This is a genomic window from Streptomyces sp. NPDC006925 (assembly GCF_042869575.1).
GTDB lineage: Bacteria > Actinomycetota > Actinomycetes > Streptomycetales > Streptomycetaceae > Streptomyces.
In genome coordinates this window covers 71,084-90,544 of the sequence record NZ_JBIAGB010000006.1, presented here as the reverse complement: position 1 = coordinate 90,544, position 19,461 = coordinate 71,084, and the positions used below count along the sequence as shown (strand labels likewise).

Below are 19,461 nucleotides of genomic sequence, written 5' to 3'. Positions count from 1 at the left end.
CCTGGTCGTGCTCGCGTCAGGTGCAGTGGGTGCCGTTCCGCGGCACCCGGCCGCGCAGCAGATAGCCGTCGACCGCCTTGCGCACGCAGGAGTTCCGGCTGTCGTACGCGCCGTGCCCCTCACCGCGGTAGGTGACCTCGACCCCGACGCCGTCGCCCAGCTCCCGCTGCATCGCCCGCGTCCCCCCGTACGGGGTGGCGGGGTCCCCGGTCGTGCCGACCAGGAGGATCGGATCGGACCCGGCCGCGCTCACCGGAGGCGTCCGCCAGCTGCCGTGCACCGGCCAGTCGTGGCAGGAGGCCAGCCCCCAGGCGGACATCGGCCCGAAGACCGGGGACGCCTCGGCGAAGTCCGGCAGCCTGTTCCTGATCGCTCCTGTCCCGTACCGCTGCTCGTTGTCCGCGCAGCTGATCGCCGTCAGCGACGACTGCAGCGTGCTGTAGGTGCCGTCCTGGTTGCGTCCGTTGAGCGCGTCCGCCAACAGCAGCAGCGTGGAGCCGTTGCTGTCCGCCACCGCCTCCTCCAGCCCCTGGGTGAGCAGATCCCAGGTCTCCTCGGAGTACAGCGCCTGCGCGATCCCGCCCTCGGCCAGCGACTCGGTCAGCTTGCGGCCGCTGTCGGTGGGCATCGGCTCGGCGTCCAGGTCGGCCAGCAGCTCGGTGATCCGCTCCTTCCCCTCCGCGGGGTCCTCGCCGACCGGGCACTCCTCCTCGCCCGACGTGCAGCGGTCCAGATAGTGGTCGAGCGCCTTCTGGAAACCGCCCGCCTGGCTCAGCGAACCCTGCGCCGGGTTCGAAGCGGGATCGACCACCGCGTCGAAGACGGCGCGGCCCACCCGCTCCGGATACAGGTGCGCGTAGACCCCGCCCAGTTCGGTGCCGTAGGAGATGCCGAAGTAGTGCAGCTTCCGGTCGCCGAGGACCTGCCGCATCAGATCCATGTCGCGGGCCGTGTTCTCGGTCGTCAGATGCGGCAGCAGGTCCCCGGCCCGCCTCTCGCAGGCGTCGGCGAAGGACTCCTGGCGGGCGAAGAGGCCGCGCTCCTCGGCGTCGGTGTCGGGCGTCCAGTCGGCGGCGAAGTAGGCGTCCAGCCGCTCGTTGCTCAGACAGCGCACCCCCTCGCTGCGGCCCACCCCGCGCGGGTCGAAGCTGACGAGGTCGTAGCGGCCGCGCAGGGTCTCGTACTCGTCCGCGAAGGCGGGCAGCGCGGCGACCCCGGAGCCTCCCGGGCCGCCGAAGTTGAACACCAGCGAGCCGATCCGCTTGCCGCCGCCCGGGCGCTCCGCGGCGCGGATCATCTCGATGCCCAGCGTCCTGCCCGCGGGCTCGCTGTAGTCCAGGGGCACCTTCAGCTTCGCGCACTCCCACCGGTCGCCTCCCGGCAGCGGCGCGGGCGAGCCGGTGTCGGTGCCCTGCGCGGCGTTCGGCGCCGGACACGGGGACCAGCGCGGCTGCTGCCGGGTGAGCGCGTCGGGGAGGGGCTGCCCCGCCGAGGTGCTCCCGGAGGGCGCGGGGGAGCGGGAAGCGGCCTCGGAGGCGGCCGAACTCCGGCCGCTCGGCCTGGCCTCGGTCTTCCGGGTGCGGTCCGGTTCCTCGCTGCCGCAGCCGCTGGTCACGGCGGCGGTCACCATCAGCGCTGCCGCGAGCGCGGCGACGGGCCGCCGCGGGGAGCGGGAATCGCGCATGGGGACGTCCTCCCGACAGGGGGTGGGACGTTCATCGTGCGGACGGACCCGGTGCGGCGGCGCGCTGTGTGAGGCGGACGGGTGGTCTTCCTCAGAGCGCGCCCCTGCGGGTCAGATGGGTGAAGGACAGCCAGCCGGGCAGCACCGGCATCCACAGCGTCAGCAGCCGGAACAGCAGCACCGCCGGGGTCGCCACCTCCTTGGGCACCCCGAAGGCGATGAGCGCGGCGATCAGGGCCGCCTCGACGGCACCCAGTCCGCCCGGGGTGGGTGCGGCCGAACCGAGCGCGTTGGCGGTCAGGAAGACGACGGCAAGGTTCGCGTAGCTCGTCTCGTGCCCGAACGCGCGTACGCACGCGTCCAGGCACATCACGAAGGCCAGCGTCAGCAGCAGCATCCCCAGCACACCGGTGAGCAGCTTCTGCGGCCGCTGCACCACGTCCAGCATCCGCGGCACCACGCCCGCGAACAGCGAGCGCACCCGGTTCGAGACGAACCGGCGCAGCGCGGGCACCGCCGTGACGATCAGCACCAGCACGGCCGCGGTCAGCAGTCCGGCGATGACCGCGCGGGAGGGCGAGAGGGTGGGCGTGTGCTCGGTCCCGGTGATGTAGCCGAACAGCATCAGCAGCGTGATGTGGCTGCCGAGCCCGAAGAGCTGGGAGGCGCCCACACTCGCCACCGCGTGCCCCGGGCGCACCCCGGAACGCTGGAGGAACCGGGCGTTCAGCGCCACCCCGCCGACCGCCGCGGGGGCCACGAGCTTCACGAAGGAGCCGGCCACCTGTGCCTGCACCGTCCGCCACCAGGAGACCTTCTCCGGGACGAAGCCCAGCAGCGACATGGCGGCGAACAGATAGGTCACCGCGGAGAAGGCCACCGCGCCGCCGACCCAGGCCCAGTTCGCGCTGAGCACCTTGTCCAGCGGGACCTGGGAGAGCTGGGTCAGCAGGAAGTAGGCGGCCAGGGTGCCCGCGATGAAGCTGACCAGGGTGCGCGGCCGGATCCGCTCCAGCCGCGCGGGCTCTATGGGCGCCTGCGGCCTGATCCGCAGCACCTGCTGCCGGATCTGCGCCAGCAGATCCTCCTCGCGGGCCTCCTCCAGCGCCTCGTCTATGGCCTTCTTCTCGGCGTTCTTCTCCGCGCGCAGCGACTTGCGGTGCGCGCGGCCCCCCGCCGACTGCGGTTCGGCCCCGTCCCGGGCCCTGGCCGCCCTGCGGCTGCGGGACGCCTCGATGACGGCCTCGCGCTCGCGTTCGGCGCGCTCCTTGGCCAGCCGCCGCAGAGTCGTGCGGGTGCTGCGGCTGAGCGCGATGGGCTGGAGCAGCGGCAGGCTGTCCGCGACGGCGTCGGGCCCCAGCACGTCCACCGCGGTCGAGGCGGCGCGCTCGGCGCCCACCCGCAGCCCCAGCGTGGTCAGCAGCTGGGCGATGTCCATCCGCAGGATCAGGTCCCCGGCCGCGATCTCCCCGCCGCGCAGGTCCGTCAGGTAGACGGCGCCGGAGCGGTCCACCAGCAGCGCGTCGCCCACCAGCCTGCGGTGGGCGATCCGGCGCGACTGCAGTGCCTCGACCTGGCGCCAGGTCGTGCGCATCAGCCCGTCGGTGATCTCCTCGTCCGGCAGCGCGTCCAGGCTGCGGCCCCCGATGTGCTCGTAGACCAGCATCACCGCGTCCGGGCCGAGCTCCGAGGTGGCGATCAGCCGGGGCGCGTTGGCGCCCGCCGAGATGGCCGCGTAGGCGAGCAGCGCCTCCTGCTCCAGGGCCTGCCGCAGCGACTGGAGACTGCGGCGCTGGGTGATGCCGCGCAGGGCCAGCCGCCGCCAGACGCGGTAGAAGAAGCCCTGGGCCTGCTGCTCGCGATCGACGACGGTGACATCGAGCGGCGGCCCGTCCTCCAGCGTGACCCGGTAGCGGCGCCCCCGGTCGTTGTGGTCGCGCCGGTCGGCCTCCCCGGCGTCCTCCACCCGTACCGCGCTGACCGGGGAGAAGCCCACGCGGCGCAGTCCCGCCAGCAGCGTCTGGCCGGTGGGCCGGACGTTCGGGGTGCCGACGGCGTACAGCGTGCCGTAGGCGGTGGTCCAGCCGATCAGGACCGTCACCACGATGGAGAACGCTGTCGTGTACCCGGGCACCAGCACCGCGGTCGCGTTCAGCAGCAGCACGCCCCACAGCACCACACGCCAGCGCGGCCGCCGCGCCATGCCGACGGCGGTCATGTACGCGATGACCGGCGCGAGATAGCTGTGCACCGGGGTGGTGGCATCCTGCGGGGTGATCGCCTTGGTCAGCGCGTCCCGGATCGAGTCCGGCGCCGCCTGGGCGACCCACAGATCCACGGCGAGCGAGGCGCCGTGCGCCAGGACGGCGGACAGCACGCCGTCCGCGATCCGCAGCCCGTCCCGCTTGATCAGCCGTTCGATCGCGAACGCGACGGGCACCAGCAGCACGGCGATGCTGGACGCCAGCCCGGTCAGGCTGATGAGCAGATCGGGAGCTTCCGCGGTGCCCTTGTCGATGTCCTGTTCGAGTCCCGCCGTGGTGCCGTGTGCGAAGTTCGCGATGACCAGCACCAGCGCGATGCCCAGCAGCCCGAGCGCCATCCGCAGCAGATCGGAAGGGCGGTGCACCCGCGCCGAGAGCAGCGGTTCGTCGCTCTCGATCTCGACCCGGTCCCCCTCCGCGACGACCTCCAGCTTCTCCGGCGGCTCCTCCGCGGCCGGCGAGCCGCCTGCCCCCGACCCCGGCGCCCGCCCGGGCCGGGGCTCCGGCTCGGACTCGGACTCAGGCTCGGGCTCGGGCTCGGGCTCGGGCTCGGGCTCGGGGAGACCCTGCCGGGCGGACTCCCGACCGGTACCCGCGTCGGGCCGGGCAGCACTTCCGGCGGCGGGTGCGCCCTCCTCGGAGGCTCCGTCACCGTGCCGCTGTCCTGCCGCTGCCGTCTCGTCGTGGTCCCGTATCACTCGTCACCGCCCGGAAGATGGTGGCACGAGGGGCGGGCCGCCGGGAGCACGAGGGTGCATTCCGGTGGCGCGGGGGACGAATCGGCGCCCGGGCCCGGCCGCACCCGGCCGGAGCGGCGCCGCTGTCGGTGGCATGCGGCACCATGGCCCGCATGGCTGGAAACCCCCGAGAGGCGGAGCCGGACGGCGCCTCTGCCGCGTTTCGGGACACCGACGTGCCCGCGCTGCCCGATTACGCGGAGCGCGTACTCGAGGTCGCCGAGCTGATCCCGGCCGGACGAGTGCTGACATACGGGGACATCGCCGAGTGGCTGGAGGAGGGCGGCCCCCGCCAGGTGGGCAGAGCCATGGCGCTGTACGGCGGTGCCGTCCCCTGGTGGCGCGTGGTGCGCGCGGACGGGGTCCCGCTGCCGGGCCAGGAGCAGCAGGCCCTGGCGCACTACCGCGCGGAGGGCACTCCGCTGCGCGAGCCGGCCGCCGCATCCCGCCGCCGGGGCGAGGTCCCGCGTCTCGACATGCGCCGGGCCCGCTGGGACGGGACGGTCGGGTGACCCCGCGCTGCGGCTCCTCACAGTCCCCAGCTTCCGCCATGCCGCCCGGCCCGATGCGCTGGGCGGTCCGTACGGGGTACAGCAGCCGTACGGGGCACGGGAGCGAGGCGCTGCGACACGTGTGTCCGCAGGCGTAGCGTCTGTACCGCTCCGCACAGACTTCCCCCTAGGCGATCCACGTGAGTACCTCCCTTGCTGCCGACACGCGTCAGCGGTCCCGCGAGCCCGGTGCGTACCGACTGGTGCGCACCGGCGCGGGACCGGTCGATCTCCCTGCCTCTGACGCGGCCCAGCGTGCTGTGGTTGACCACCGCGGCGGCCCGCTGCTCGTCCTGGCCGGACCGGGCACCGGCAAGACGACCACCCTGGTCGAGGCGGTCGCGGCCCGGGTGCGGGAGGGCGTGGATCCGGAGCGCGTCCTGGTGCTGACCTTCAGCCGCAGGGCCGCCGTCGACCTGCGCGACCGGATGGCGGACCGGCTTGCCGCGGCTGCGGGATCGGCACCCGCCCGGCTGCCCCGGCAGACCCCGGGCCCGGGCGCGCCGGCGCGGCGAGCCGGCGGGGGCTCCCCGGGCGGCGCCCTGCGCGCTCCCGCCGCGACGACGTTCCACTCGTACTGCTACGCGCTGGTGCGCGCGCACCAGGACGCCGACCTGTTCGCCGAGCCGCTGCGCCTGCTGACCGGCCCGGAGCAGGACCTGCACATCCGCGAACTGCTGGAGGGGCAGCTCGCGCTGGCGGCGCGGGGGCGCGCGACGGTGCGCTGGCCCGACGAACTGCGCGCCTGCCTGACGACCCGGGGCTTCGCCGACGAGGTCAGGGCCGTGCTGGCGCGCGGGCGCGAACTCGGACTCGGCCCCGCCGCGCTCGACGCCTTCGCGCGCCGTGCCCGGCGCCCCGACTGGAGCGCCGCGGCCGGGTTCTTCGCCGAGTATCTGGACGTACTGGACATGCAGGGTGTGCTCGACTATGCCGAGCTCGTGCACCGCGCCGTCCTGCTCACCGAGCGCCCGGAGGTGGCCGCCCGGCTGCACGACGCGTACGACGCGATCTACGTCGACGAGTTCCAGGACACCGACCCCTCCCAGGTGCGGCTGCTGCAGGCCCTGGCGGGCGGCGGGGCCCGCACCCTGGTGGCGTTCGGCGACCCCGACCAGTCGATCTACGCCTTCCGCGGCGCGGACGTGAACGGCATCCTCCGCTTCCCCGACCTCTTTCCGCAGCGCTCCGGAGCCCCCGCGCCCGTCCGGGTGCTGCGCACCGCCCGGCGCTCCCGGCCCCGGCTGCTGTCCGCCACCCGCGAGCTGACCGCGCGGATGCCCCTCACCCGGCTGCCCGCTGAGACGGTCCGCGCCCATCGCGCCCTGCGTCCCGGGCCGTCCGGCGGCCGGGACCCGGTGGGCGCACCGGACCCGGCGGACGCGGACGGCCTCGACCCGGGCGCAGACGAACCGGTCGGGGCGGAAGCGGACGCCTCCGGCCGGGCCGGGGAGGGCGGGGACGCCTCCGGCCCGACCCGGGACGGCGCGCAAGCCCCCGGCCGGGTCGAGGTGTACACCTATGCCACCGCAGGCGCTGAGCTGGACAACGTCGCCGACCTGCTGCGCCGCGCCCACCTGGAGGACGGCCTCCCCTGGGGCGAGATGGCGGTCCTGGTGCGCGCGGGCGGGCGGTCCCTGCCCGTGGTCCGCCGGGCCCTCGTCTCCGCCGGCGTGCCCGTGGACGTGGACGGCGACGACGTACCGCTGCGCCACGAACCGGCTGTCGCGCCCCTGCTGACGGCGCTGCGCGTCGCGGCCACCGGCGCACTGGAGGAGTCCGCCGCGCTCGGTACCGAGACCGCGCTGACGCTGCTGACCTCACCGCTCGGCGGGATGGACGCCGCCGACCTGCGCCGCCTCGGCCGGACACTGCGCGAGGAGGAGCGCGCCGCCGGCGCCAAGGTGCCCCGCCCCTCCGACACCCTGCTGGCCGAAGCCCTCGCCGAGCCCGAACGCCTGGTTGCCCACACCCCGCACTCCGGCGCCGCGGCCCCGGCACCCGGCGGGCGCTCCGTCGAGGGCGCACACAGCCTCGGCCTGCTGCTGCGCAAGACCCGCGAGCTGCTCGCCGGCGGCGGCACCGCCGAAGAGGCCCTGTGGGCGCTGTGGAGCGGCACCGGCTGGCCGGACCGACTGGAGCGGGCCGCGCGCCGCGGCGGCCCCGCCGGCCGCAACGCCGACCGTGACCTGGACGCCGTCTGCACCCTGTTCGCCGTCGCGGCACGCGCCGAGGAGCGAGGCGGCGGCCGGGGAGCGCTCAACTTCCTGGAGGAGCTGGAGGCCCAGGACATAGCGGCCGACACGCTCGTCCAGCGCGCGGTGCGGCCCGAGTCGGTACGGCTGATGACCGCGCACCGCGCCAAGGGCCGCGAGTGGCGGCTGGTGGTCGTCGCCGGGGTGCAGGAGGGGCTCTGGCCCGACCTGCGACGCCGCGGCTCGCTCCTGGAGGCGGACCGCATCGGCAGGGACGGCATCGCCGAGCCCCTCTCGCCGGGAGCCCTGCTGGCCGAGGAGCGCAGGCTGTTCTACGTCGCGACGACCCGCGCCGAGCAGCGCCTCGTGGTGACGGCCGTGGCGGCCCCCGCGGAGGACGGCGACCAGCCCTCGCGGTTCCTGGGCGAGCTGGGCGTCCAGCCGCAGCCGGTCGGCAGCCGCCCCCGCCGTCCGCTCTCGGTGCCCGCGCTCGTCGCCGAGCTTCGCGCCACAACCGTCGACCCGGCGGCCTCGCCCGCGCTGCGGGACGCGGCCGCGCGGCGGCTGGCCAGGCTGGCGGCCGAACGCGACGAGGAGGGTTATCCGCTCGTTCCGGCAGCGCATCCGCAGCGCTGGTGGGGACTGGCCGAACCCACCCGCTCCGCAGTGCCGCTGCGCGAGCGCGAGGCGCCTGTCGCCCTGTCCGGCAGTGCACTGGAGCAGCTCGGGCGCTCCTGCTCCCTGCAGTGGTTCCTGGCCCGGGAAGTCAAGGCGGACGAACCGGCCACGGCCGCGCAGGGCTTCGGCAACGTGGTGCACGTACTGGCCGACGAGGTGGCCTCCGGCAGCAGCCCCGGCGACCTGTCCGCGCTCATGGAGCGGCTGGACGCCGTCTGGGACGGCCTGTCCTTCGAGGCGCCGTGGAAGTCGCGGCAGGAGAGGGAGAACGCGCGCGCCGCCCTGGAACGCTTCCTGCGCTGGCACGTGATGGAACGGGGAGAAGGCCGCGAGCCGGTCGGCAGCGAACACGGCTTCGATGTGACGCTGCGCGCCGGTGAGCACGCCGTCCGCATCCGGGGCAGCATGGACCGGGTCGAACGTGACGCGGCGGGCCGCGCCTACGTGGTCGACTTCAAGACCGGCCGCAGCCGCCCCACCGGGCCCGAGGTCGAGCGCCATCCCCAGCTCGCGGTCTACCAGCGCGCCGTGCAGGAGGGCGCGGCCGACGCCCTGTTCGACGGAGTACGGCCGGAGCCGGGCGGGGCCGAACTGGTGCACCTGCGGCTCGGCGCCGCCCGCCGCGACGGCGGGGACGCGCTCCCGGTCGTCCAGCAGCAGGAGCCTCCGCCGGAGCCCGGACCGGGACTGGAACCGGGACCGGGGCCGGGACTGGAACCGGGACCGGGGCCGGAAAGCACGCCGGAGCCCGGCGCAGCGTCGCAAAGCGGAACGGAAGGAGTATCCGGACCACAAGCCGCATCCGGGACAGCCGGGGACGGGGACGGGGACTGGGTCGGCGAGTTGCTGGCCACCGCCGCGGCACGGGTCCTGGACGAGCGCTTCACGCCCTCGCCGGGCCGGCAGTGCACGCACTGCGCCTTCCGCGCGGCCTGCTCCGCCCGCCCCGAGGGCCGCCAGGTGGTCGAGTAGCGGGCTCGTCCGGCCCCCGCGCACGCTGTCGGCCGCGGGCGCTAGCGTCTTACGAGTGCCCGCACCTCTCACCGACCCCGCACAGCTCGCCGAGCTGCTCGGGATCCCGTTCACCCCGGAGCAGACGGCCTGCATCACCGCGCCGCCCGCTCCGCAGGTGATCGTGGCCGGAGCGGGCTCGGGGAAGACCACCGTCATGGCGGCCCGCGTGGTCTGGCTGGTGGGCACCGGGCAGGTGGCGCCCGACCGTGTCCTGGGACTGACGTTCACCAACAAGGCGGCCGGAGAGCTGTCCGAGCGGGTACGCAAAGCACTGCTGCGCGCCGGGGTGAGCGATCCCGACCCGGCGGGACCCGACGGCGCGGAACCGGGAGAACCGCAGATCTCCACCTACCACGCCTTCGCCGGACGGCTGCTGACCGAGCACGGACTCCGCCTCGGGCTGGAGCCGACCGTACGGCTGCTGGCGGACGCCACCCGCTTCCAGCTCGCCGCCTCGGTGCTGCGCACGGCGCAGGGCCCCTTCGAGGCGCTCACCAAGTCCGTACCGGCGCTCGTGGAGGACCTGCTGGCGCTGGACGCCGAACTGTCCGAACACCTCGTCGCGCCCGAGGAGCTCCGCGCGCACGACGCGGAGCTCCTCGCGGACCTGGAAGGCGCCCGGCTGACCAACGAGAAGCTGCGCAAGGTGCCGCAGGCCGCGCTCGCCCGTCAGGAACTGCTCGGCCTGGTGGCGGAGTACCGCGCCCGCAAGCACGCGCAGGAGCGGATCGACTTCGGCGACCAGATCGCGCTGGCCGCACAGCTCGCCCGGATGCCGGAGGTCGGCAGGGCCCTGCGGGACCAGTTCTCCGTCGTCCTGCTCGACGAGTACCAGGACACCTCCGTCGCCCAGCGCGTCCTGCTGGCCGGACTCTTCGGACAGGGCACCGGCCATCCGGTCACCGCCGTCGGGGACCCCTGCCAGGCGATCTACGGCTGGCGCGGCGCCTCCGTCGCCAACCTGGACGACTTCCCCCGCCACTTCGCACACTCGGACGGCACCCCGGCCCGCCGCCAGTCGCTGAGCGAGAACCGGCGCAGCGGCGGCCGGCTGCTGCACCTCGCCAACACGATGGCCGCACCGCTGCGGGAGCGCCACGAGGGCGTCGAGGCGCTGCGCCCCGCACCCGGCGCGGAGCGGGAGGGACGGGTCCACGCGGCGCTGCTGGGCACGCACGCCGAGGAGATCGCCTGGCTGGCCGACTCCCTGGCACACCTGGTGCGCACCGGAACCCCGCCCGGCGAGATCGCCGTGCTGTGCCGCAGCGCCGGCGACTTCGCCGAGATCCAGGGCGCACTGGTCGAGCGCGACCTGCCCGTCGAGGTCGTCGGCCTGTCCGGACTGCTGCACCTGCCGGAGATCGCCGACCTGGTCGCCGTCTGCGAAGTGCTGCAGGACCCCACCGCGAACGCCGCACTGGTGCGGCTGCTGACCGGACCGCGCTGGCGGATCGGCCCCCGCGACCTGGCACTGCTGGGACGCCGCGCGGCGCTGCTCGTCGCACACCAGCGCGCACACCCGGACGACGGCCCGGACGAGCGGCTGGCAGCGGCCGTCGAGGGCGCCGACCCGGCCGAGCTGCGCTCCCTGGCGGACGCCCTCGACACCTTCCTGGAGTCCGACGGCCACGACGACGGCCTGCCGTTCTCCGCCGAGGCGCGGGTGCGCTTCGCACGGCTGGCCGCCGAACTGCGCGACCTGCGCCGCTCGCTGGCCGATCCGCTCATGGACGTACTCCACCGGGTGCTGGCCGTCACCGGCCTGGAGGTCGAGCTGGCCGCCTCCCCGCACGCGGTGGCGGCACGGCGGCGCGAGACGCTCGGCCGGTTCCTCGACATCGCGGCAGGCTTCGCCTCGCTGGACGGCGAGGCCACCCTGCTGGCCTTCCTGGCGTTCCTGCGGACGGCCGTGCAGTACGAGAAGGGGCTGGACAGCTCGCTCCCCGGCGGCGAGAACACCGTCAAGGTGCTGACCGCGCACAAGTCCAAGGGGCTGGAGTGGGACGTGGTCGCGGTGCCCGGCCTGGTCGCCAAGCAGTTCCCCGGTGAACAGGCCCGCGAGACCTGGCTCACCCAGCCCAAGGTGCTGCCGTACGCGCTGCGCGGGGACGCGGAGACCCTCCCGTCCCGGCCCGAGTGGACCGCGAAGGGCCTCAAGGACCAGGAGAACGCGCTGCGGGCCCACCAGTCGACGGAGGAGCTGCGGCTCGGCTACGTCACCTTCACCCGCCCGCGCAGCCTGCTGCTGGGCTCCGGACACTGGTGGGGGCCCGCGCAGAAGCGCCCGCGCGGCCCCTCTGCCTTCCTCGAGGCCCTGCGCACCCACTGCGAGGCCGACCCGGCGCACGGCGAGGTCGAGCACTGGGCCGAGCCGCCGGAGCAGGACGCGGTCAACCCCGCACTGGAGGAGCCCGCCGAGGAACGCGTGTGGCCGCTGCCGCTGGACGAGGAAGCGCTGGCACTGCGTCGTGCGGCGGCGAGGCGGGTACTGGCCCACCTCGCCGCCGCCGACGCCTACGACGCCGCCGCCGACGCCTACGACGCCGCCGCCGACGCCTACGACGCCGCCGCCGGACCGGAGACCGCCGGGGCCGCCGATGCGGACCCGGCCGCCGTTCCGGGCACGGAGGCGGCGTCGGACCGGGACGCGGGGCAGGCGATGGATCCGGACCCGAACGTGCCCGGCATCCCGGACCCGTCGGCCCTGGGGCCCGCCTCGGACCCGTCGGCCGCGGGCTCGGACCCGGATGCGGACCTGCCCGCCCCGGACCCGGACCCGGATGCGGACCCGGACGCGGCGGCCGCGCCCGGCGGCCTCGACCCCGAGGAGGCCCGGCTGGCCGCAGCCTGGGACCGGGACCTGGAAGCGCTCACCGGAGAGTTGCGCCGCTCCCGCGCCGCGGTACGCGACGTCCCGCTGCCGCGCACGCTGAGCGCCTCCCAACTGCTGCGCCTGGCCGCCGATCCGGAAGGCTTCGCCCGGGAACTGGCCCGCCCCATGCCACGCCCTCCGCAGCCCGCGGCCGCCCGCCGGGGCACCCGCTTCCACGCCTGGGTGGAGTCCCGCTTCGAAGAACTCCCGCTGCCACTGCTCGGCCCCGAAGAGCTGCCGGGCGCGGACGGCGAGGGCCGCTACGCGGGCGAGCCCCCGCAGATCACCGACGAGCGGGACCTGGCCGCCCTCAAGGAGGCGTTCGAGCGCACCCCCTGGGCACACCGGACACCCCACCGCGTCGAGGCGCCCTTCCAGCTCGCGCTGGCCGGACGGATCGTCCGGGGCCGGATCGACGCCGTCTACCGCAACCGCGCACCGGACGGCAGCGTGACCTTCGACATCATCGACTGGAAGACCGGCCGCAGCCGCGAGGCCGACCCGCTCCAGCTCGCCGTCTACCGCCTCGCCTGGGCCGAGCAGGAGGGCGTACCGCTCTCCTCCGTCGGCGCGGCATTCCTCCACGTGCGCAGCGGCGAACTGGTGCGGCCCGCGGAACTGCCGGACCGGGCCGGACTGGAACGGCTGCTGCTGGACGGCGCCCCCGCGCAGCGCGCGCACGACCCCCGGCAGCCCCCGCGGCACCCCGGTCACGAGCCTCCGGCCGACGGCTGACCCCGCCCGGCCCGATAGGCTCGAGGTCATGAGCACCACCCCCGCTCCCCCGGACAGCGCTGTCCGGACCTTCATCCAGGACCAGCGACCCGCCTTCCTCGGCGACCTGTGCGACTGGCTGCGCATCCCGTCCGTCTCCGCCGATCCGGAACGCGCGCCGGAGGTGCGGCGCAGCGCCGACTGGCTCGCCGCCGCGCTGCGCGCCACCGGCTTCCCCGTCGCGGAGGTCTGGGAGACCGAGGGCGCGCCCGCCGTCTTCGCCGAGTGGCCCTCCGACGACCCCGCGGCACCCACCGTCCTGGTCTACGGCCACCACGACGTCCAGCCGGCCGTCCGCTCCGACGGCTGGCACAGTGAACCGTTCGAGCCCGAGGAGCGGGACGGCAGGCTGTACGCGCGGGGCGCCGCCGACGACAAGGGGCAGGTCCTCTTCCACGTACTGGGCCTGCGCGCGCACCTGGCCGCCACCGGACGGAGCGCCCCGGCCGTCGGCGTCAAACTGCTCGTCGAGGGCGAGGAGGAGTCCGGCTCACCGCACTTCCCCGCGCTGCTGCGCACCCACGCGCTCAGGCTGGACTGCGACGCCGTGGTCGTCTCGGACACCGGCATGTGGGACGAGGACACTCCCACCGTCTGCACCGGGATGCGCGGCCTCACCGACTGCCAGATCGACCTGTACGGACCGGCCCAGGACGTGCACTCCGGCTCTTTCGGCGGAGCCGTCCCCAACCCGGCCACCGAAGCCGCCCGGCTCGCCGCAGCGCTGCACGACGAGGACCGCAGGGTCACCCTTCCCGGCTTCTACGACGGCGTCGTGGAGCTGACCGAGGAGGAACGCGCCCTCTTCGCCGAGCTGCCCTTCGACGAGGACGCGTGGCTGCGCACGGCGCACTCCCGCGCAGCGCTCGGCGAACGCGGCTACACCACACTGGAGCGGGTGTGGGCACGCCCCACAGCCGAGGTGAACGGGATCGGCGGCGGCTACCAGGGCCCCGGCGGCAAGACGATCGTGCCCGCCACGGCCGAGCTGAAGCTGTCCTTCCGCACCGTCGCCGGCCAGGACGAGGAGAAGATCCAGCAGGCGCTGCGCGACTGGGTCGCCGACCGGCTGCCCGCCGGGATCCGGCACGAGATCACCTTCTGGGGCGCCACCCGCCCCTGCCTCACCCCGCTCGACCACCCCGCACTGCGCTCCCTCACCAGGGCCATGGGACGCGCCTTCGGCACCCCGGTCCGCTTCACCCGCGAAGGCGGCTCCGGCCCCGCGGCCGACCTGCGGGACGCACTCGACGTCCCGGTGCTCTTCCTGGGCATCTCGGTCCCCTCGGACGGCTGGCACGCGCCGAACGAGAAGATCGAACTCGATCTGCTGCTCAAGGGCGCCGAGACCGCCGCGTACCTCTGGGAGGACCTCGCGGCACACTGGAGCGAGGGCTGACCCGGACGACACCCCGCCCGGGCGCCGCTCGCCGCGCCCCTCCGACCGACTCACGAACGCTCGCCAACCGCCCCCCGACCCGGCTGCCGGGCGGGGAGCCCCGACCCAGGGGGAGTAGGAAGCAGAAGTGACCATCCCGACCTCGACAGACCCCAGCGCCGACCCGACCGCCGAGCCCGGCGGCGGAGCCGGCCGGCCCGGACCCTCCGGCGACCCGGCCATCAGCCTCACCAGTACCGGAGGCATCGACCGGGCCTCCCACCACCGGCTGGACGAGGCATGGCTGGCGGCGGCCTGGAGCCACCCCAGCACCCGGGTCTTCGTGGTCTCCGGCGGACAGGCCCTGATCGAGGACCAGGAGGACGGCACGACGGAACTCGTCACGATGCCGTCCTTCGACGCCCCCTTCACCGAGGCCCATCGCTACTTCCTGGGCACCGACGAGGACGGAGTGCGGTACTTCGCGCTCCAGAAGGACTCGCTCCCGGGCCGGATGGACGACATCGCCCGCCCGGCCGGACTGCGCGAGGCCGGCGTGCTGCTCTCGGACCGCGACAGCGAACTGCTGGTGCACGCCGTCGGGCTGGAGAACTGGCAGCGCACCCACCGCTTCTGCTCCCGCTGCGGCGAGCGCACCGTCATCGCGGCAGCCGGGCACATCCGCCGCTGCCCGGCCTGCGGGGCCGAACACTACCCGCGCACCGACCCCGCCGTGATCATGCTGGTCACCGACGACCAGGACCGCGCACTCCTCGGCCGCCAGGTGCACTGGCCGGAGGGCAGGTTCTCGACGCTGGCGGGCTTCGTGGAGCCGGGCGAGTCCCTGGAAGCCGCGGTGCGCCGCGAGGTCGCCGAGGAAGCCGGGGTGGCCGTCGGGCCCGTCAGCTACGTGGCGAGCCAGCCCTGGCCGTTCCCCTCCAGCCTGATGCTTGGCTTCATGGCGCGCGCCACCTCGTCCCGGATCCAGGTGGACGAGGACGAGATCGAGGAGGCCCGCTGGTTCTCCCGCGAGGACCTGCGGGCGGCGATCGACTCCGGCGAGGTGCTCACCCCCTCGGGCATCTCGATCGCGGCCCGCCTGGTCGAGCTGTGGTACGGGCAGCCGCTGCCGCAGCCCCGGCGCCACGACTGAGCCGCCGCAGCCCCGGCGCCACGTCTGAGGCGGGCGGTGGGCCGGCCCGGTACGCCGAACCAGTCCCGCCGCCGCGGTCAGCTCCCGACCCGCTCCTTGACCTGGGCCAGCGAGGGATTGGTCAGCGTCGAACCGTCGGGGAACAGCACGGTCGGTACCGTCTGGTTGCCGCCGTTCGCCTTCTCGACGAAGTTCGCCGACTCGGGGTCCTGCTCGATGTTGATCTCCGTGTACGCGATGCCCGCGCGTTCCATCTGGCCCTTCAGCCGACGGCAGTAGCCGCACCAGGTGGTGCTGTACATCGTCACAGTGCCCGTCATCTTCTCCAGTGCTCCTTCGTCTCGTCCGGGTGCGGTATCTGAACGCGCGACGGCCCGGGGACATTCCCCCGGGACATCCTCCCAGGGCCCCCGCGCCGGAAGGGCAGCGCGATTCGTCGGACCGCAGGGGCACGGCTGTGGACAGCCGTGCCACCCCTCCCGGCCGGGCTGGCAGCATGGCGGGGTGACAGCAGCAACGGACTCCACTCTCTTCCCGCGGGTTCCCGACTCTCCCGACGCGGTGCTCGAGGGGCTCGACCCCGAGCAGCGCGCCGTGGCGACGGCGCTGCACGGTCCGGTGTGCGTGCTGGCCGGTGCGGGCACCGGCAAGACGAGAGCGATCACCCACCGCATCGCCTACGGCGTCCGCGCCGGCATCCTGCCCCCGGGAGGGGTGCTCGCCGTCACCTTCACCCAGCGCGCCGCCGGGGAGCTGCGCGGCAGGCTGCGCGAGCTCGGCGTCCAGGGCGTCCAGGCGCGCACGTTCCACTCCGCCGCGCTGCGCCAGCTCCAGTACTTCTGGCCGCGCGCCGTCGGCGGCGAGCTGCCGCCGCTGGTCGAGCGCAAGGCGCAGCTCGTCGGGGAGGCAGCGGCCCGGTGCCGGATCCGGCTCGACCGTAGCGAGCTGCGGGACGTCACCGGCGAGATCGAGTGGGCCAAGGTGACCCAGACCGTGCCCGAGGACTATCCGGCCGCCGCCGCGGCGGCGGGCCGCGCGGCCCCCCGCGACAGTGCCGAGACCGGCCGCGTCTACGCCCTCTACGAGCAGCTCAAGCGGGAGCGTTCGCTGATCGATTTCGAGGATGTGCTGCTGCTCACGGTCGGCATCCTGCAGGACCGACCGGACATCGCCGAGACGGTCCGCGGCCAGTACCAGCACTTCACGGTGGACGAGTACCAGGATGTGAGCCCGCTGCAGCAGCGGCTGCTGGAGTTGTGGGTGGGGGAGCGGGGTGGTCTGTGCGTGGTCGGCGACGCCAGCCAGACGATCTACTCCTTCACCGGCGCCACCCCCGATCACCTCCTCGATTTCCGCTCCCGCCACCCGGAGGCGACGGTCGTCAAGCTGGTCCGCGACTACCGCTCGACCCCGCAGGTGGTGCACTTCGCCAACGGGCTGCTCGCGCAGGCCCGGGGCCGTGCCGCCGAACACCGATTGGAGCTGGTCTCCCAGCGGGAGCCGGGCCCCGAGCCGGTGTGTGCCGAGTACGCCGACGAACCCGGCGAGGCCGAAGGGGTGGCCCGGCGGGTCCGGGATCTCATCGCCTCGGGAGTCCCCGCCAGCCAGATCGCCGTGCTCTACCGGATCAACGCCCAGTCCGAGGTCTATGAGCAGGCGCTGGCGGACCTCGGGGTCCCCTGCCGGCTGCGGGGTGCCGAGCGGTTCTTCGAACGCCCCGAGGTGCGGGAGGCGTTCGTGGCGCTGCGCGGAGCGGCCCGGGCCGGCGGCAACGACGCGCTGCTGGACGACGCGGTGGATCTGCCCTCGCAGGTGCGTGCTGTGCTCGGTACCAAGGGCTGGAGTCCGCACGCACCGTCCGGGTCGGGGGCCGTCCGGGACCGGTGGGAGTCGCTGGCGGCGCTGGTGCGGCTGGCCGAGGATTTCGCCGGGGCCCGGCCAGGTGCCGGGCTCGGCGATCTGGTCGCGGAGCTGGACGAGCGGGCCCGGGTCCAGCACGCGCCCACCGTGGAGGGCGTCACGCTGGCCTCGCTGCACGCGGCCAAGGGCCTGGAGTGGGATGCCGTCTTCGTGGTGGGTCTCACCGACGGGATGCTGCCGATCACCCACGCCAGGACCGAGGAGCAGACGGAGGAGGAGCGCAGACTGCTCTATGTCGGGATCACCCGCGCCCGCCGGTCTCTGACCCTCTCCTGGTCGCTCGCCCGCTCACCGGGAGGCCGGCCCAGCAGGCAGCCCAGCCGATTCCTCGCGGGGCTGCGTACCGGTTCCGGCGCGAGCGCTGCCCGGACCGGTGCGGGGACGGGCGGCAGCGTCACCGGCGGTGGGCGCGTTCCCGCTCCGTCCGGGAGCCGGGGGCGGGTGCGTCGTGCGCCGGCGCGGTGCCGGGTGTGCGGCCGGTCGCTGACCCAGCCCGGTGAGGTGAAGCTGATGCGTTGCGAGGACTGCCCCTCGCAGCTGGACGAGGTGCTGCACGAGCGGCTGCACCAATGGCGGGCCCGGCAGGCGGCGCTGCTGCGGCAGCCGGACTACTGCGTCTTCACCGACAAGACGCTCCTGGCCATCGCCGAGGCCGTCCCCGGCGACGCGGCGGAACTCTCCCGCATCTCCGGGGTCCGGCACCGCAAGCTCCAGCAGTTCGGTGCCGACGTGCTCGCGCTGTGCGCGGGGGAGGAGCTGCCCGCGGACCCGGACGAGGAGCCTCGGCAGGGGTGACGACCGGCAGCGGAGTGTGCGCGGGGCCCATGTCACAGAAGCTGTGACAGAAAGCCGTGAAAAATAGTTTGCGCGGGCCGTACGGAGCCTCATAGCCTTCCGGACATGGAGAGGGCGGGCCTTTTCGCTCTTCCTCTTCCATGCTGTACTACGTCCTGAACATCCACGGACCAGCCCCAGTGGCGGGTCCTCCGAGGCGCCGAGAGGAGGCGAGACCAGTGGCCACGATCATTTCGGAGATCAAAATGACCGATCACTCGGTCATTCGCGCCTGCCTGCTCGGCTCCAACCTCCACGGCACCGGTCTGTCCGGTGTCAACCCCGGCGGCAACGAGCGACCGAGCAAGGCACCCGAGGTAGCAGCACAGGCACAGGCAGCCGCCTTTGCCGGTGGCTCCGCGGCCAACGGTGCCGGCGAAGGACGCCAGAAGACGCAGCGCTACACCATGTGGGCCTTCCGTGGCCTCCGACCCTGGAGAGATCCAGCCTGATCGGCGAGATCAGGTCGGCACCTTCCAGGGCCGCGGAACCCACATCGGGATCCGCGGCCCTTCTGTTTGCCCCGGCCGGCCACCAGCCGGCCCGACACGACAACAGACATCCAACAGACAGGAAGAACCGCAGTGCACACCGAGACGCACCCTGACACGTTGCGCCCCGCGCCTTCTCTGCCGCCTGATCTCACCACGGAGGACTCCTTGACCGCCCCGCAGATCACCCTCACCGAGCTCGACGACGCCATCGAGCGGCTCGGCGTCGATGTTCCCTGCCGCTCCTACGACCCCGAGGTCTTCTTCGCCGAGTCCCCCGCGGACGTCGAGTACGCGAAGTCCCTCTGCCAGACCTGCCCGCTGCGCGAGGCCTGCCTCGCCGGGGCCAAGGACCGCCGCGAGCCCTGGGGTGTCTGGGGCGGCGAGCTGTTCGTACAGGGCGTCGTGGTTCCGCGGAAGCGTCCGCGGGGCCGTCCGCGGAAGAACCCGGTGACCGCATGAACCCCCGTCGCCGCCATGGATCGCCCGCCCGCCGCAAGGCGGTTGCCGGAACGATCGACAGCCCGTCGGCGCTGGATCCCCGTACGCGCCACCTCACGAAGCAGGACCCGACGATGACACCCGTCCACGAGACCACCGCACGTACCCGCTCCGACGCGACAGTCGTCCGCCAGAACAGGACCCGCGACATGCAACTCATGCCAGAAAGCCTGGCCAGAGCACAGATACAGCAACGAATGCACGAGGCCGAATCCGAACGCAGGGCGCTGCGGCTGAGGACCGCGCGGCGCCTTCAGCGGCGCGCCGAGCGTGCGACGCTCCGCGCGCGGCGTGCCCTCGCGATGGCCGTGATGCAGTGATCCGGTCCGTGTGACCTGAACATCCGGTCCGTGTGACCTGAACACCGGAGAGCCGGGGCGGAGCGCCCCGGCTCTCCGTCGTCACAGGCTCTCCT

At 74.2% G+C, this 19,461-nt stretch carries 12 protein-coding genes; 9 read left to right on the top strand and 3 right to left on the bottom strand.

All coding sequences use genetic code 11. The features are described from left to right. Positions 1-16: 16 nt before the first annotated feature. Together ACFYNS_RS11110 and ACFYNS_RS11105 are read right to left on the bottom strand one after the other, a co-directional pair. Positions 17-1,684, bottom strand: a complete 1,668-nt coding sequence (locus ACFYNS_RS11110) for an alpha/beta hydrolase (RefSeq protein WP_388602184.1) — start codon at positions 1,682-1,684, stop codon at positions 17-19. 91 nt (positions 1,685-1,775) lie between these two features. Next, positions 1,776-4,646, bottom strand: a complete 2,871-nt coding sequence (locus tag ACFYNS_RS11105; RefSeq protein WP_388602182.1) for a YbhN family protein — start codon at positions 4,644-4,646, stop codon at positions 1,776-1,778. Between the two features lie 143 nt (positions 4,647-4,789). Between ACFYNS_RS11105 and ACFYNS_RS11100 the strand changes: the two genes are divergently transcribed. The 5 genes from ACFYNS_RS11100 (at position 4,790) to nudC (ending at position 15,300) form a co-directional block, all read left to right on the top strand. Continuing rightward, entirely contained in the window at positions 4,790-5,197 is a 408-nt protein-coding gene (locus ACFYNS_RS11100) for an MGMT family protein (protein ID WP_388602181.1), read from the top strand. 173 nt (positions 5,198-5,370) lie between these two features. After that, the gene (locus tag ACFYNS_RS11095) at positions 5,371-9,081 is read left to right on the top strand and encodes an ATP-dependent helicase (RefSeq protein ID WP_388602373.1); all 3,711 of its coding nucleotides are present in this window, start codon (positions 5,371-5,373) and stop codon (positions 9,079-9,081) included. Between the two features lie 55 nt (positions 9,082-9,136). Further along, the gene (locus tag ACFYNS_RS11090; protein ID WP_388602180.1) at positions 9,137-12,730 is read left to right on the top strand and encodes an ATP-dependent DNA helicase; all 3,594 of its coding nucleotides are present in this window, start codon (positions 9,137-9,139) and stop codon (positions 12,728-12,730) included. Between the two features lie 28 nt (positions 12,731-12,758). Further along, positions 12,759-14,168 carry a M20/M25/M40 family metallo-hydrolase gene (locus ACFYNS_RS11085; protein WP_360293192.1) on the top strand — a complete coding sequence of 470 codons (1,410 nt, stop codon included), beginning with the start codon at positions 12,759-12,761 and terminating at the stop codon, positions 14,166-14,168. Positions 14,169-14,388: 220 nt separating this feature from the next. Continuing rightward, positions 14,389-15,300: an NAD(+) diphosphatase gene (gene nudC, locus ACFYNS_RS11080; RefSeq protein ID WP_360293247.1), complete on the top strand. Its 912-nt coding sequence runs from the start codon at positions 14,389-14,391 to the stop codon at positions 15,298-15,300. 77 nt (positions 15,301-15,377) lie between these two features. On the opposite strand, the gene ACFYNS_RS11075 is transcribed toward nudC, so the two are convergent. Continuing rightward, positions 15,378-15,620: a mycoredoxin gene (locus tag ACFYNS_RS11075; protein WP_360293195.1), complete on the bottom strand. Its 243-nt coding sequence runs from the start codon at positions 15,618-15,620 to the stop codon at positions 15,378-15,380. Between the two features lie 184 nt (positions 15,621-15,804). Between ACFYNS_RS11075 and ACFYNS_RS11070 the strand changes: the two genes are divergently transcribed. The 4 genes from ACFYNS_RS11070 (at position 15,805) to ACFYNS_RS11055 (ending at position 19,366) form a co-directional block, all read left to right on the top strand. Beyond that, entirely contained in the window at positions 15,805-18,015 is a 2,211-nt protein-coding gene (locus ACFYNS_RS11070) for an ATP-dependent DNA helicase UvrD2 (protein ID WP_360293198.1), read from the top strand. Positions 18,016-18,233: 218 nt separating this feature from the next. After that, the gene (locus tag ACFYNS_RS11065; RefSeq protein WP_360293201.1) at positions 18,234-18,506 is read left to right on the top strand and encodes a hypothetical protein; all 273 of its coding nucleotides are present in this window, start codon (positions 18,234-18,236) and stop codon (positions 18,504-18,506) included. A 159-nt stretch (positions 18,507-18,665) separates the two neighbouring features. Next, a complete protein-coding gene (locus ACFYNS_RS11060) occupies positions 18,666-19,007 on the top strand; it encodes a WhiB family transcriptional regulator (RefSeq protein ID WP_037705804.1) in 342 nt (113 codons plus the stop codon). Continuing rightward, positions 19,004-19,366 (top strand): hypothetical protein, encoded by a 363-nt coding sequence (locus tag ACFYNS_RS11055; RefSeq protein WP_360293204.1) that lies wholly within the window; start codon positions 19,004-19,006, stop codon positions 19,364-19,366. The genes ACFYNS_RS11060 and ACFYNS_RS11055 overlap by 4 nt, the downstream gene beginning before the upstream one ends. Positions 19,367-19,461: the final 95 nt, after the last annotated feature.

Coding starts and splice junctions, on each gene's coding strand:
- ACFYNS_RS11055 (WP_360293204.1), top strand. CDS start 19,004: ATGAACCCCCGTCGCCGCCATGGATCGCCCGCCCGCCGCAAGGCGGTT.
- ACFYNS_RS11100 (WP_388602181.1), top strand. CDS start 4,790: ATGGCCCGCATGGCTGGAAACCCCCGAGAGGCGGAGCCGGACGGCGCC.
- ACFYNS_RS11085 (WP_360293192.1), top strand. CDS start 12,759: ATGAGCACCACCCCCGCTCCCCCGGACAGCGCTGTCCGGACCTTCATC.
- ACFYNS_RS11110 (WP_388602184.1), bottom strand. CDS start 1,684: ATGCGCGATTCCCGCTCCCCGCGGCGGCCCGTCGCCGCGCTCGCGGCA.
- ACFYNS_RS11075 (WP_360293195.1), bottom strand. CDS start 15,620: ATGACGGGCACTGTGACGATGTACAGCACCACCTGGTGCGGCTACTGC.